Source organism: Aureimonas sp. SK2, assembly GCF_029813115.1.
Classification (GTDB): domain Bacteria; phylum Pseudomonadota; class Alphaproteobacteria; order Rhizobiales; family Rhizobiaceae; genus Aureimonas.
On sequence record NZ_JAPZDS010000001.1, the window covers coordinates 135536 to 149190 of the forward strand.

14 protein-coding genes and 1 tRNA gene are annotated in these 13655 nt (G+C 67.4%); 6 read left to right on the forward strand and 9 right to left on the reverse strand.

Annotated features, from left to right (window positions below; translation table 11 throughout):
* The first annotated feature begins 44 nt into the window (after positions 1 to 44).
* Both chpT and O5O54_RS00665 read left to right on the forward strand, forming a co-directional pair.
* Entirely contained in the window at positions 45 to 722 is a 678-nt protein-coding gene (gene chpT, locus O5O54_RS00660) for a histidine phosphotransferase ChpT (protein ID WP_279477736.1), read from the forward strand.
* Between the two features lie 96 nt (positions 723 to 818).
* Positions 819 to 1211: a response regulator gene (locus O5O54_RS00665; protein WP_279477738.1), complete on the forward strand. Its 393-nt coding sequence runs from the start codon at positions 819 to 821 to the stop codon at positions 1209 to 1211.
* Positions 1212 to 1289: 78 nt separating this feature from the next.
* On the opposite strand, the gene ctrA is transcribed toward O5O54_RS00665, so the two are convergent.
* Entirely contained in the window at positions 1290 to 1985 is a 696-nt protein-coding gene (gene ctrA / locus O5O54_RS00670; RefSeq protein WP_119541111.1) for a response regulator transcription factor CtrA, read from the reverse strand.
* A 378-nt stretch (positions 1986 to 2363) separates the two neighbouring features.
* On the opposite strand from ctrA, the gene O5O54_RS00675 reads away from it, so the two are divergent.
* Entirely contained in the window at positions 2364 to 2723 is a 360-nt protein-coding gene (locus O5O54_RS00675) for a flagellar FliJ family protein (protein WP_279477744.1), read from the forward strand.
* 151 nt (positions 2724 to 2874) lie between these two features.
* Here the strand turns inward: O5O54_RS00675 and O5O54_RS00680 are convergent, their stop codons facing one another.
* Positions 2875 to 3165, reverse strand: coding sequence for a DUF1153 domain-containing protein (locus O5O54_RS00680; RefSeq protein ID WP_061934010.1), 291 nt, complete (start codon positions 3163 to 3165; stop codon positions 2875 to 2877).
* Positions 3166 to 3417: 252 nt separating this feature from the next.
* Between O5O54_RS00680 and mnmA the strand changes: the two genes are divergently transcribed.
* Positions 3418 to 4593, forward strand: a complete 1176-nt coding sequence (gene mnmA / locus O5O54_RS00685; RefSeq protein WP_279477748.1) for a tRNA 2-thiouridine(34) synthase MnmA — start codon at positions 3418 to 3420, stop codon at positions 4591 to 4593.
* Here the strand turns inward: mnmA and O5O54_RS00690 are convergent.
* The 3 genes from O5O54_RS00690 to O5O54_RS00700 form a co-directional block, all read right to left on the reverse strand.
* A complete protein-coding gene (locus O5O54_RS00690) occupies positions 4590 to 5546 on the reverse strand; it encodes a Gfo/Idh/MocA family oxidoreductase (protein WP_279477749.1) in 957 nt (318 codons plus the stop codon). The genes mnmA and O5O54_RS00690 overlap by 4 nt on opposite strands.
* 34 nt (positions 5547 to 5580) lie before the next feature.
* On the reverse strand, positions 5581 to 7608 hold the full coding sequence (locus O5O54_RS00695; protein ID WP_279477751.1) for a bifunctional diguanylate cyclase/phosphodiesterase: 2028 nt from the start codon (positions 7606 to 7608) through the stop codon (positions 5581 to 5583).
* Positions 7609 to 7696: 88 nt separating this feature from the next.
* A tRNA-Met gene (locus tag O5O54_RS00700) sits at positions 7697 to 7773 on the reverse strand.
* Positions 7774 to 7910: 137 nt separating this feature from the next.
* On the opposite strand from O5O54_RS00700, the gene O5O54_RS00705 reads away from it, so the two are divergent.
* On the forward strand, positions 7911 to 8486 hold the full coding sequence (locus O5O54_RS00705) for a DNA-3-methyladenine glycosylase (protein WP_279477753.1): 576 nt from the start codon (positions 7911 to 7913) through the stop codon (positions 8484 to 8486).
* An 84-nt stretch (positions 8487 to 8570) separates the two neighbouring features.
* Positions 8571 to 9530 carry a DMT family transporter gene (locus O5O54_RS00710; RefSeq protein WP_279477754.1) on the forward strand — a complete coding sequence of 320 codons (960 nt, stop codon included), beginning with the start codon at positions 8571 to 8573 and terminating at the stop codon, positions 9528 to 9530.
* A 135-nt stretch (positions 9531 to 9665) separates the two neighbouring features.
* On the opposite strand, the gene O5O54_RS00715 is transcribed toward O5O54_RS00710, so the two are convergent.
* The 4 genes from O5O54_RS00715 to O5O54_RS00730 form a co-directional block, all read right to left on the reverse strand.
* Complete coding sequence (locus O5O54_RS00715; RefSeq protein WP_279477755.1) at positions 9666 to 10868, reverse strand: outer membrane protein; 1203 nt, start codon at positions 10866 to 10868, stop codon at positions 9666 to 9668.
* Between the two features lie 87 nt (positions 10869 to 10955).
* Positions 10956 to 11801 (reverse strand): hypothetical protein, encoded by an 846-nt coding sequence (locus O5O54_RS00720; protein WP_279477757.1) that lies wholly within the window; start codon positions 11799 to 11801, stop codon positions 10956 to 10958.
* 202 nt (positions 11802 to 12003) lie between these two features.
* A complete protein-coding gene (locus O5O54_RS00725) occupies positions 12004 to 13041 on the reverse strand; it encodes a CsgG/HfaB family protein (protein ID WP_279477759.1) in 1038 nt (345 codons plus the stop codon).
* Between the two features lie 11 nt (positions 13042 to 13052).
* A complete protein-coding gene (locus O5O54_RS00730; protein ID WP_279477761.1) occupies positions 13053 to 13487 on the reverse strand; it encodes a hypothetical protein in 435 nt (144 codons plus the stop codon).
* Between the last annotated feature and the right edge of the window lie 168 nt (positions 13488 to 13655).

Consider the following 13655-nt stretch of genomic DNA (forward strand, 5'->3'; position numbering starts at 1 on the left):
ATCGTGTCGAATTTTCATCGAATGTTAACCAAGACGGAACGCCGATGACGAACCTGCCCGCATTGTCCGCGCCGGATCTGGCGGCCCTCCTGGCCAGCCGCCTCTGCCACGACATCATCTCTCCGGTGGGGGCGATCCAGAGCGGGCTCGAGCTTCTGGACGACATGCCGGACGATCCGGAATCCATGGCCCTCGTCCGCAGCTCGACGAAGAGCGCGGTCGCAAAGCTCCAGTTCGCCCGCATCGCCTACGGCGCTTCCGGCTCGTCCACCGCGCAGATCGACATGGGCGACGCCAAGACGGTGGCCGAAGGCCTCATGTCCTTCGAGAAGGCGAGCCTCCAATGGACGGGCGAGCGGGCCTATGTGCCGAAGAACATCGCCAAGCTCGTGCTGAACCTTCTGGTCGTCGCCAACGCCTCGGTGCCGCGCGGGCGCGAGGTGGAGGTGACGATCGAGCAGTTGGAGCCGGTCGCCCGCTTCACCATCGCCGCGCGCGGCAAGCCGCTGCGCGTGCCGGCCAAGTTCCGTGAGCTCCTGGCCGGCGACGCGACCCCGGATTCGATCGACGCCCATGGCATCCAGCCTTACTACGCGCTGCTCCTCGCCCGTGAGGCAGGGCTGACCGTCTCGCTGGAGCAGGGCGAAGAATCGGTCCTCTTCCGGGTGGAGCCGGCCGCGCAAGCCGCGGAGCCTTCGCTCGAAACCGACGGACCGCGTTGAGGAAACGTTCGCCTTCCCTGTGAACCGCTCCCTAAAGAACGGCTGCTAGGCTCCATTCGAAGTGCCGGATTGGGTCCGGCGGATCGGAGCCGCGTCATGTCCACCTGCCTCGTCATCGACGAATCCAGCATCGTCGCCAAGGTCGCCAGCCGCATCCTGTCGGGTCTCGATCTGCAGACAGTCGCGGCGTCCACGGTCCTGGACGCCTCGCGGCTCCTGGCCGAGCCGGCGGCGGCAGCGCCGGCGCTGGTGCTCCTGTCCGCCTCGCTGCAGGGGACGACGGTGGACGCAAGCGTCAAGGCGCTGCGGGCCAACCCGAAGACCGCCAGGGCGAAGATCCTGGTCTCGCTGGTAGAGTCCAACCTTGGCACCATGACGCGGGCCAAGCGCGCGGGGGCCGATGGCTTCATCTTCCGCCCATTCGACCGCGCCTCGCTGATCGCCTGGGTGGAGCCCTTCCTCGAGGCGAAGGAGCCGGTCGCGGCCTGACGCCGGCACCGTTCCCGACAAGCGAAAGCCCGCCGTCCGGTAGGAGGCGGGCTTTCGTCGATGCGTGTTCGGATGGGATCAGGCGGCGCGGGTGTCCGATTCCGGCTCGCGCAGCACGTAGCCGCGGCCCCACACGGTCTCGATGTAGTTCTTGCCCTCGGTGGCGGTGGCGAGCTTCTTGCGCAGCTTGCAGATGAAGACGTCGATGATCTTCAGCTCGGGCTCGTCCATGCCGCCGTAGAGGTGGTTCAGGAACATTTCCTTGGTGAGCGTCGTGCCCTTGCGGAGCGAAAGGAGCTCCAGCATGGCGTATTCCTTGCCCGTCAGGTGGACGCGCTGGCCGTTGACCTCGACCGTCTTGGCGTCGAGGTTGACCGTCAGGTCGCCGGTTACGATGACCGACTGGGCGTGACCCTTCGAGCGGCGGACGATGGCGTGGATGCGGGCGACCAGCTCGTCCTTGTGGAAGGGCTTGGTCATGTAGTCGTCGGCGCCGAAGCCCAGGCCCCGCACCTTGTCCTCGATGCCGGCCATGCCCGACAGGATGAGGATCGGCGTCTTGACCTTGGCTAGGCGCAGCGTGCGCAGCACCTCGTAGCCCGACATATCAGGCAGGTTCAGGTCGAGAAGAATGATGTCGTAGTCGTAGAGCTTCCCAAGGTCCACGCCCTCCTCGCCGAGGTCGGTCGTGTACACGTTGAAGCTCTCGGACTTCAGCATGAGTTCGATGCTTTGCGCGATCGCGCTGTCATCCTCAATCAAAAGAACGCGCATCAGTTAAATCCTCTGCATCAGCCCGGCCGGGGCGGGTCTTCCGACTGGGTTGGAGTTCGTCTCGAAGCTGAAGGCATCGTGCCAGTGAATGGTTAACAATGCCTTCCGTCCCGATCCTCTGTTCAACCGAGTCTTTCGATCTGTGTCCGCATCGCGGCGAAGGTGTGGGATTGCGATCCGTGTGATGACCCTGTCCCCCTTGCGTCGCTTTGAACCCGATCGATTTACCCTGCCTTAAATCATCCATGGCTATGATTAACGGCACGCGTAAACAGACGGTTAAGGTCTAGCCGACGAGGCTTGCCCGAAGCCGCCGATGCACCGCGAAACGGGGGCTCATGTTCCAGAACCCCTATGGAACAAGGAGGTGAGGGCGTCATGGCCAAACGTGATAATCTGGTGCGGCTGACGCGCTTCAAGGTCGCCGAGAAGCGCAGGCAGGTCGACCAGTTGCAGATGATGCACAACGAATTCGAGCGGATGGCTGGCGAACTCGACGCCCAGATCGCGAGCGAAGAGAAGAAGTCCGGCATCACGGACATCAACCATTTCGCCTATCCGACCTTCGCCAAGGCCGCGCGCACCCGCCGCGACAACCTGACGAATTCGGTCGGCGATCTGCGCATCCAGATGAACGCCGCGCGGATCGCGCTGGAAGAGGCCGAGGCCGAACTCGTCAACGCCGAGAAGCTGGAGCAGCGCGACGCAGGCGAGGATCGCCGCACCGCCGTCGCCTGAGGCGACCGCCAAGACTTCAACGAAAAAAGGCCCGAGCGCTTGGCGCCGGGCCTTTTTCTTTTGTCCTGTCGACACGCAAGCAGGATGCGGCCACGAAAAAGGCCGGCACCTTTCGGGCCGGCCTGATCTCGTCTCACCGAAGTCGGATCGATCAGTGGAAATCGATCTTCTTGCGGTATTCCTGGAGCTGCGTCGTGCGCAGACCCGCAAGGCCGTGGCTGTCGATCGAGGCCTGCCACGAAAGGAACTCTTCCACGGTCAAGGTGTATCGCGAGCATGCCTCGTCGAGGCTGAGCAGCCCGCCGCGCACCGCCGCGACCACTTCCGCCTTGCGGCGGATCACCCAGCGCCTCGTATTGGAGGGGGGGAGGTCGGCGATCGTCAGCGGACTTCCATCGGGTCCAATGACGTATTTCACTCTTGGTCTAACCTGATCGGTCATTGAACTCTCTACATTACGCAAAGACCTAATCGCCATCCGAAGCTAGACCAGCGGCTCTAAACATTCCGCTAAGCCCTTAGTAGCAATTCGATAACAGGTTGAATCAAGCTTCCCCTGCGCCCAGATGGAACGGCGGAACACGGCGCCCGTGCCTGTCCGGCCCAAGCAAAACCAAGTGGTTGGCACGCCGGGGCGGGCGCATTAGAAGAAAACGAACTGCCGGCCCGGCCGGCGCAGCCGAGTTTGCCTGCCATGCTGAACAGCCTCGACCTGCACAAGGCACCCGCCGAGACGCGTGTCGTGGTCGCCATGTCCGGCGGCGTCGATTCGTCGGTGACGGCCGCGATTCTGAAGGACGAGGGCTACGAGGTCGTCGGAATCACGCTCCAGCTCTACGACGGCGGCGCCACGCCCAAGCGCGCCGGCGCCTGTTGCGCGGGCCAGGACATCGCCGACGCGCGCCGGACGGCGGAGATCCTCGGCATCCCGCACTACGTTCTCGACTACGAGCAGCGGTTCCGCGAAGCGGTCATCAACCCGTTCGCCGAAAGCTATCTTGCAGGCGAAACGCCGATCCCCTGCGTCGCCTGCAACCAGACGGTCAAGTTCCGCGATCTTCTGGCCACCGCGCGCGATCTCGGCGCCGATGCGCTGGCGACGGGGCATTACATCCTGTCGCGGCCCAACGGCGGACATCGGAGCCTCTACCGCCCGGCCGACCTCGACCGCGACCAGAGCTATTTCCTCTATGCGACGACGCAGGAGCAGGTCGATTTCCTGCGCTTTCCGCTCGGCCGGCTGACCAAGCCGGAAACGCGCGAGATCGCCGCCCGCTTCGGCCTCGGCGTCGCGTCGAAGCCCGACAGCCAGGACATCTGCTTCGTGGCCAACGGGCGCTACAGCGACGTCATCTCGCGGCTGCGGCCGGACGCCGGGGAGCCGGGCGAGATCGTCCATGTGGATGGGCGGTCGCTGGGGCGGCACAGCGGCATCGTTCATTTCACCATCGGCCAGCGGCGCGGCCTCGGCATCGCGTCGGGCGAGCCGCTCTATGTCGTGGGCATCGACGCGCGGACCAACCGCGTGACCGTCGGCCCGCGCGCGGCGCTCCAGACGCGGCGGCTCGCGCTTCGTGCGGTGAACTGGCTCGGATTCGCGCCCATGCCCGCCGCCGGCGGGGAGGGAATCGACCTCTTTGTGCGCATCCGCTCCACGCGGCCGCCGGCACCCGCTCGCCTCGTCGCCAGCGAGGACGGGATGCCGGTCGTGGAACTCCTGGCGGGAGAGGACGGCGTGTCGCCCGGTCAGGCCTGCGTCTTCTATGCGGGAGAAGGCGAGGGCGCGCAGGTGCTCGGGGGCGGCGTCATCGCCCGCACCGAGCGCGGCGCCCTCGTCGATGCCGCGGCCGGCGAAAGCCTCGTCGCCTAAGGCTGAACAGCGCGCGGCGAGGCGGTCTGGAGAATGCGGACCGTTTCGACCGCCTCGTCCGCCCCCGTGCGGGGCGCCTCGCGCGTCTCCACGCAGTGGAGGAAATGGCGCAGCTCGCGGTCGAGCGGCAGGCCGGGCTCGGTTTCCAGATAGTCCGGGTCCGCCGCGCGGAAGGCGAAGGCGTCACCCTCGCGCCAGACGCGGTGGCCATGGAACGCGAGCTTCTGCCCCTCGGGCGCGAGGTCGTCGAAGGTCAGCATGCCTTCCGTGCCGATGACGGAGAACCGCCGGTCGCGGAAGGGCGAGACGCGTGAGACGTGGATCTCGGCGGCAATACCGGATGGGAACCGCAGCACGATGTCGGCCGCGTCGGTCTCGTCGCTGAGGACCGTGCGGCGCAGGGTCTCGATCGAGGCGGGATGTTCGCCCGCGATCCGCAGCACCAGCGACAGGTCGTGGGGCGCTAGGTCCCACACCGCGTCCATGCCGAGAAAGCGGCCGAGGCCGAGACGCGTCGAGACGATGTGGCGCACCGCTCCGACGCGTCCCTCGCGCACCGCCGCGTCCAGCCGCTCGAACACGGGATGGAAGCGAAGGACATGGCCGACCATGAGGATACGTCCCGCCTCGCGGGCCGCCTCGGCCGTGCGCGCCGCATCGGCCGGGTCGAGGCCGATCGGCTTCTCGATCAGGACGTCCTTGCCGGACGCGAAGGCGCGCCGCGCGCTCGGCCCGTGCAGCGAAGGGGGCAGGGCGAGGACGAGCGCATCGATAGAGCTGTCCGCGAGCACCGCGTCGAGATCGAGCGCAGGCACGGAGAAACGGGCGGAAAGCTCGGCGGCCTTGGACGGGTTGGCGTCGGACAGGGCGGCGAGGGCGCCGATCTCCTTCAGGGTGCGCACATGGTTCTGGCCCCAGTGCCCACAACCGACGACGGCGACGCGCGGTGTCATGACAGCTCCATCCGCATTCCTCATGGGCGCGTGCCTATCGCCCGGCGGAGGCCTCCGCAAGCGCGGCCGGAACGGGGACTTTCTCCGGCGCGGTCGTCAGGTCCGCCATCCAGTCGAAAAACGCGGCCGGCGGCATCGGCCTGGCGATGAGGTATCCCTGCAGGGCATCGCAGCCGGCCGAGCGCAGGAACTCCCGCTGTTCTTCGGTCTCGACGCCCTCTGCGATGCAGGGGAGGTCGAGCGAGCGGCACATGGCGATGATGGCGCCGAGCAGATCGCGTCGCGCGAGCGCGTTGTCGCCCGATACGAAGCTCCGGTCGATCTTGACCCGCCCGATCGGCAGTTCTCGCAGGTAGCTGAGGCTGGCGTGACCCGTGCCGAAGTCGTCGATCGCGACCTGGGCACCCATCGCATTGAGCAGGCCGAGCGATTCGCGCGCGGCTGCGAAGTCGCGCAGCATGGCCGTTTCCGTCAGCTCGAAGACGATGCGCGCGGGCGCGATGCCCGATTGGCGCAGGCGCGAGACGAGCGACAGGATCGTGCCGGGCGAGGTAAGGTCGTGCGCCGAGAGATTGAAGCAGATGCTGACCGTTTCGGGCAGGCGCGCCGCGCCCTCAAGAGTCTTCTCGAAGAGCTTCACCGTCAGGCGGTGCACCAGGCCCGCCCGCTCCGCGACGGGAATGAACACGGCCGGGCTGATCGCGCCGAGCGTCGGCGACGACCAGCGCGCGAGCGCCTCGACGGCCGAGACCCTGTGCGTTCGCGCGTCGATCACGGGCTGGAGATGGACGCAGAGTTCACTGTCGAGGTCGGCGCCCTGAAGCGCGGCCTCGATGGCCCGGTCGGAGCGCACGGCCGCCTCGTGGGCGGCGGAGTAGAGCGTCGGCTGACCACGCCGCGCACTCTTGGATTGGTAAAGCGCGTAGTCCGCGCGCTCGTAGAGCGAATCCGTCATCTCGTTCGGGATGTCGGCCAGCGCGACGCCGCAGGACGCGCCGATCGAGACCGAGACGTCGTCGCGGCAATAGGGCTCCGACAGGCGTCGGCAGAGTTCGTCGAGCCGCCGCATCGCCGTTTCGCCGTCGGCTTCGATCAAGAAGGCGAACTCGTCGCCGCCCACGCGTGCGACACTCTCAGTTCGTGAAAACTCGGCCGTCAGGCGCTGGCCGACCTCGGTCAGGATGCGGTCGCCGATGATGTGGCCGAACGTGTCGTTGGCGGCTTTGAAGCGATCGAGGTCGATCACGCCGAAGGCGAGCGGCGGACTGGCCGCCGTGCGGCCGGCCAGGCGCGCCTCCACCTCGGAGAAGAAGAGCCGGCGGTTCGGCAGTCCGGTCAGCATGTCGGTATGCGCGAGCACGGTCACCTCGCGGTTCAGCCGGTCCATCTCGGTCTGGCTGCGTACGAGCTTGGCGAAGGCCGAGAATCCATTGAGCAGCACGCGGAGCGCGACCAGCGACACCAGGAGGATGTTCAGGGCGATCGCGATATAGACTGGGCTCGGGGACAGGACGAGGTAGTAGAAAAAGTAGGGGACGGTCGTCGATGCGGCGACCAGGATCGCCCCTTGCGGGAGGTGGGAGAGGCAGAAGATGCAGCCGATCACCGTGATCCCGACGAACATGGCCACGTGCGCGCGCTCGTCCGGCCCGCCGAACCGCGTCAGGCCCAGCGCCCACACGATATAGGCCACCGACAGCAGGCAGCCGAGGAGGATGGTCCGCCGCAGGATCCGCAGGACGGCGGCGCGGTCGAAATCGAGCGGGTCGTAGCGCAGCCAGGTAACGGCGCGGATCCCGCTCACCGCGGCCAGCGCGCCCGGAACCCATACCGACATCCATGCCGGTGCGACGCCCATATGCGTATAGCCAAGGGCCATCGCGTTGACGCTGAGGAGGGCATAGAGCAGAGGCACCTGCGAGCGAAGCTCGTCGAACTGCTTCGCCGCCACGTCCGGATCGACCGAGGACAACGTCAGCCACTGGAATGCGCGAAGGACCATGAGGTGCCCGGTGCCGATAATCACATTCACGACATTGTCGGGCAGGTCTTGAGATTCCATGATTCGAGCGCCGAAAAGCGCTGTCGAATCAAACGAACGTCTGAAACGTACAAAGGCGCGGGGATGTCGTGGTCGGTGAGAGAAGGCTTGGTAGCAGTGGGCAGATTTGAACTGCCGACCTCCGGGTTATGAATCCGGCGCTCTCACCAACTGAGCTACACTGCCACGCGGATGACGGGTCTTTGCCACATCCGAAGCGCCCGCCGTTGTGCAACGGCGGGTTGGGGGCGATATACGGACGCTCCGGCGCGCCTGTCAAGACGGATCGGCGGCGGGGCGTGGCGTTTCCGGGCGAGGGGTAGATGCAGAGCTTGCCGGTCGGGTTCTTCGAGCAGGACGCCGTGTCGCTGGCGCGGGCGCTGATCGGCGCCGAACTCTATGTCGAGGGGGCGGGCGGTCGGATCGTCGAGACCGAAGCCTACCGCGCGGACGATGCCGCGTCCCATTCGTTCCGCGGCGTGACGCCCCGGAACCGCGCGATGTTTGGGCCGGTCGGGCACGCCTATGTCTACCGGTCCTACGGCATCCACTGGTGCCTCAACATCGTGTGCGACGGGGCGTCGGCGGGCAGCGCCGTGCTCCTGCGTGCGATCGAGCCGCTCGCCGGTCTCGACGCCATGAGCCGCCGGCGAGGGACGCGAACCGCCCGGCTCCTGTGCTCCGGCCCTGGACGGCTGACCCAGGCGCTCGGCATCGACGGCGGGCATGACGGCCTGGCCATCGACCAGGCGCCCTTCGCCTTCGCGCCATCGGCCGTGGCGCACCCCGTGCAGGCCGGCCCGCGCATCGGCATCACCAAGGCGGTGGACGAGCCCTGGCGCTTCTGCCTGGCGGGCTCGCCCTGGCTCAGTCGCCCCGTCCGCATCGCGGCGGGATAGTCGCTCGTTTGTCATGGACGGTGCCCGCGAGGCCCTGTAGGTCCTCGGCGTTCCATGCCCGTAGTCCGTGATCAGCGAGTCACCATGTCGCCGCGACCCGCCCCCACCGCCGTTTCCCGTCGGTCCGCCCTTCTCGGCGTCGGGTTCATGCTGCTCGGCTGCTTTATGTTCTCGGTCAACGACGCGATGGGCAAATGGCTGGTCGGCACCTATTCGGTGGGCCAGGTGCTGCTCCTGCGCAGCATTTCGGCGCTTCTGATCCTCGTCTACTTCCTTCGCCGGGTGGACCTGCGCAGCGTCGTTCGGCCGGAGCGGCCCGGCCTTCATTTCCTGCGCGCGGCGGGCTCGGCTTTGGAGACGGGCTTCTTCTATTGGGCGCTGAGCTATCTGCCGCTGGCCAACGTCATGACCTTCTATCTCGCGGGGCCGATCTACGTGACGGCGCTTTCGGCCCTGATCCTGAAGGAACGCGTCGGCTGGGTGCGCTGGAGCGCCGTGCTGGTGGGGTTCGGCGGCGTGCTGATCGCCCTGGGGCCGGATCTCGCGAGCGCCGGCTGGCCGGCGCTGATCGCGGTGGCCGGCAGCTTCTGCTACGCACTGCTCATGATCTCGACCCGCATTCTTTCCGGTGCGGGCGAGACGACGCTGATCACCTGGCAGACGGTGATGGCGCTCCTGTTCGGCGCGATCCTGGCGCCGATGCACTGGGTCGCGCCCACGAGCTTCGACCTCGGCTTTCTGTTCCTGCTCGGCATCGTGGCCATGGCCGCGCACGCCGCCGTCAACCGCTCGCTGCTCCTGGCGCCCGCCTCGACGGTGGTGCCCTACCAATACACGCTGATCGTCTGGGCGCTCCTGTTCGGTGTCGTGATCTTCAACGAGACCCCGCGCACCTCCATGCTGATCGGCGCGGCCGTCATCACCGCTTCGGGCGTCTTCATCTTCCTGCGAGAGCAGCGGTTGAAGGCCGGCGGGGCGACCGAAGCGGCGGCCGGCACAGCGGGGGCGCCGGACGACATCCAGATTCCGCCGGCCAAGGGCTGAGCCTTCCACAACGAAAACCGCCGACCCGCGTGAGCGGGCCGGCGGTCGTTGACGGAGGCGAAACCGGGCAGGCGACCCGCCTCCGCATCCGGCCCCCGGCGGCAGGACATGTGTGCCGGGGACCGAACGGTTCGATCAGTTGAAGCGGAACGAGGCCTTGGCCCAGACCGTGTGGAAGTCGAAGTCGTCGTCGGAGACGACGCCGAGATCGCCGTAGTCGGCATTGTTGAAGGTCTGCGCGAGATCCTTCGACCCGAGGTTGGTGTAGAGATATTCGAGCCCGAGGCTGAAGTTTTGTGCCACCAGGAAATCCGCGCCGGCGCCGACGGCATAGCCGACGCGCGTGTCGGAGTTGGAGACCCCGCCGACGAAGGAATTGACGATCGTGGTCTCGACATCGCCGAAGGCGACGCCGCCGGTGGCATAGACGAGAACCCGGTCGAAGCCCGCGCCGGCCCGGAGGCGGGCGGTGGCGAGGTAGTCGAGTTCCTGGCGCGCGGCGATGGTGTTGACGCCGTCGGTCAGGCCGCCGTAGCGCTCGACATCGACATAGGACAGGTCGGCCACCGCACCGATCACGAAGGTGCCGCCGCCGAGCGAGGCGGCGAGCTCGTAGTCGTAGCCGATATGGACGCCGCCGATGAAGCCGTCGCTGTCGTCGTTGAAGCTCGACACGCCGGGCAGCGAGGCGAAGGGGACGCGCTGCTCGGGCGTGGCGGGGATCGCCTCGACGGCCGGGGAACCGGACGTCGCCGGCTGGTCAGGCGTCGCCGGGACCGGGTCCACGGCGGGCGAGCCGGGATTGGCGGGGATGACCGTCGTGCGGCCGGGGATCTCCACCGCGACGGCCGCACCGAGCGCGGCGTTCGGGTCGCCGCCGGCGGCCGCGATCGCGGCCGAGAGTTCGGCGCGCGTCAGTTGCTGCTGCGTCACCACGCCGCCGGATTCGATCGCGCCCGAACAGGCGGCGGCCGGGCCAGCGCCGGCGCAGGCGAAGGAGAATTCGGTGCCGGGCAGGGTCACCGTCTGCTCAGGCGTCGCCGGGACCGCCGGGCGACCGGGCGAACCGGGATTGCCGGGAATGAAGGGCGTCGCGGGCACCGCGTCGCGGCCGGGACGGCCGGGCGAGCCGGGGATCACCACGAAGATATCCGGAAGGCCGGAATTGCCGGCATTGAAGGCGCCGCCGAGCTGGCCGCCCACATAAAGGCCGGTCCAGGTGGGCGCGGCGACGAGCACGGGCTCTTCGGGGGGCGGGACGTAGTCGACGATGTCGGCGGCCAAAGCTTGGGTCGTGGCCGCAGCCGACAGCGCCAGGAGGGCTGCGAGCTTCTTCATGGAAATCTCCGAAAGGTCGGCGGAAGGAAAGAGGGCGGGTCCGGGCGCGCCTGGGGAAGGGCGCGCCCGGCTGGATCGCTCGCGCGATTACGGCGTGCCGGCGTTGCCGTTCGAGCCCGAGCCACCGGTGGTGGTCGTATTGTTGTTGGTCGTGGTGGTCGACGAGGTGTCGCCAGCGACGATCGTGATCGAGCCGGGCAGGCCGTTCGTGATCGTGCCAGTGTTGACCGCGCCGATGGCCGTGGTGGCCGTGCCGGCGATCGCGACCGAGGTCGCGCCCGAGATCGTCACGCTGCCGTCGACGACGGCGTTGTTGACGGCCAGGTTCGCGGCCACGATGGCGGCCGGACCCGAGGCCAGGCTGTCGGTGACGTTGTTCGCGATGTCGGACGTGGCGCCGTCGATCAGCAGTGACGTCGCGGCGGCAGCGGCGCTGGCCTCCGTGTTCGACGTCGAGGCGGCCGAGTTGGCGGCTGACGACGAGAAGTCGACATTCGCGCCGACGGTGTCCTCGGTGGACGTGTCCGAGAACTCGCGGGTCGACAGCGCGGCGAGCGAGGTGACGCCGGTGCTGACGGCACCGATCGCCGTGGTCTGGATTACGTCGGTCGAAGCGATGCTGGTGCCCAGGATCTCGAGGCCGAGGTCGACCGCTGCGGAGGCGCCGACGCCGACCGCCGGGATGATGCCGGTGCCCGGGGTGATGGCGAGAGACGCGGCCGTCGATGCATCCACATCCAGGCCGATGCGCTGCGCGTTCAGCGCAACGTCGACGCCGAGAACGTCGATGTCGAGCAAGCCCTCGGTGGAGAGATCGACGCTGCCGTCTACCGTGTTGTTGTTCACGGCCGCGTTGATGTAGACGCCGCCCAAGCCGTCCGTGTCGGCAGCAACGTCAGCCAACGTGCCGTCGAGGTCGATGATGACGTCCACGGCCTGGGCGTTGGCGCCCGTCGCGAAGGCGAGAATCGCGAGTGTCGAAGCGCCCGCGAGAATGATCTTCTTCATGCCATAACTCCAATTTATCTCTGGAGCCGCCCGCTCCCTGACCTGGCGGCGTGGTAATTGGACAGGTGTCTTCGATGGGGGACCTGTCGTCTTCGGCGGGGCGTTGCAGCGCTCCGCCGAAATCCTGTCAGTTGGTGAGGACGGCCTGCGCCTTGGCGCGCTCGATCGCGCTCTTGTCCTCGCCGTTGGATGCCGGGAACGCGCCGCGGCTGTCCGGATTGGGATTGTCGGCGGGCGGCGTGCCGGGGCTCGCGGCATCGGCCGCCGCCTGCATGGAGGCCGCCGCGGCCGCGCGCGTCTCGGGCCGCGAGGGCACGGTGATGGGCGCGGCGACACCTGGTAGCGACGCCGCTGCGGCCTGCGCCGTCTTGGTGTGGTCGATCTGGCCGTGCGCCCGGTCGATGTAGGAGCGGCACTCGGCGTAAGTGCCGGGCTTCATCACCTGCGTCAGCAGCTCGAAGGTCGCGAGATAGACCATCTGGCGCAGCGCGAAGTGGATCGCCTCGCGCTCGCGCCCCCCGATGTCGGCCGAGACCAGCTTGTCGCCGACGAAGCGGCCGACGCCGATGCCCGCTTCCGACGAGAAAATCTGCTTGTTGAGCGGCACGTTGGCGACGATCCGGCCCGAGCCGGCTTCGGTCAGCGACACGTCGAGCCCGACCAGGATGCGGTTCTGGCGGTAGCGGCCGCCGACGCCCGCGACCTCCACCTCGGCACCCGAGCCGGGGATGAAGTCGAGCGAGTTGATCGAGCCCGTGATGTAGAAGTTCGCCGGAACGATGCGCCTCTGGTCGCGGATGCGCCACTCCACCTCGACCGTGGTGATGCGCGGATCGCGCCGGTTGACGACGGTGGTGCCGGCCTTGAACAGAGCCGATTGGACCATGTCGCCGGCTCCTTGCGTGATGAACTTGCCGACGCCGCCGTCGGTGAAGCTCTCCTTGCCGGTCTGGTCGGAGACCGCCCCGACGGCGAAGACGAGGTTCGGCGCGATCTTCCCCTTCAGGCAACTGAGCGCCTTGTCGAAGGGCGTGACGATGTCCGAGATCGGCGGCCCGTCGACCAGAACCGCGTTGCTCTTCACGCTGGCGAGGCCAGGGGCACCGGCGCAGCCGGCGAGAAGGGACGTCGCGACGAGAGCTGCGACGAGGCGAGACGCGCGCACCGGTCGAGCCCTCAGTTGCACGTCGATGCACCGACGTCGCGCGGCCGGCTGTCGATGCTGACCGAGCCGTTCAGGCAGCCGTGGTTGGACGACGTGTTGCTGAGGTTCAGCCCGATATCGACGGCGTCCTTCACGTCGATGTTGTTGGTGGCCGTGTTGACCGAGCCGATCGTCGTCGTCTGCTGCCCGATCTCGGTCGAACTGGAGCTGTTGTTGGTGACGTTGTACTGCGGCGCCTTGCTGATGCTGTCGTAATAGTCGCCTTCGCCCTTGCGGATGATATCGGCTTGCAGCAATCGCAGGTTGCGATCGGCATTCGACTTGAACCCGTAGCTGCCGCTCCAGTCGACGGCCGCGTTGTTGGTGGTCTGCGCGTTCGCGGCTGCGACTGGAAGACCGAGAAGAATGACGGAGCCGAGGCAGGCGCTGCCGATCGATCGCAACATGGTCGTTTGCCCTTTTCCGGCCAAGCCGCGGCGTTCCCCGCGATCCGAGATCCCGAGAGTGCGTCTGCTGCTGGCTTGTTCTCTGGTGCTCGGCCAATCCCCCGGCCGTTCCCTCGAAGGGAGCTATCCACGGACTGCTCTCGACCTGCAACTATAAAGTGCAACCTT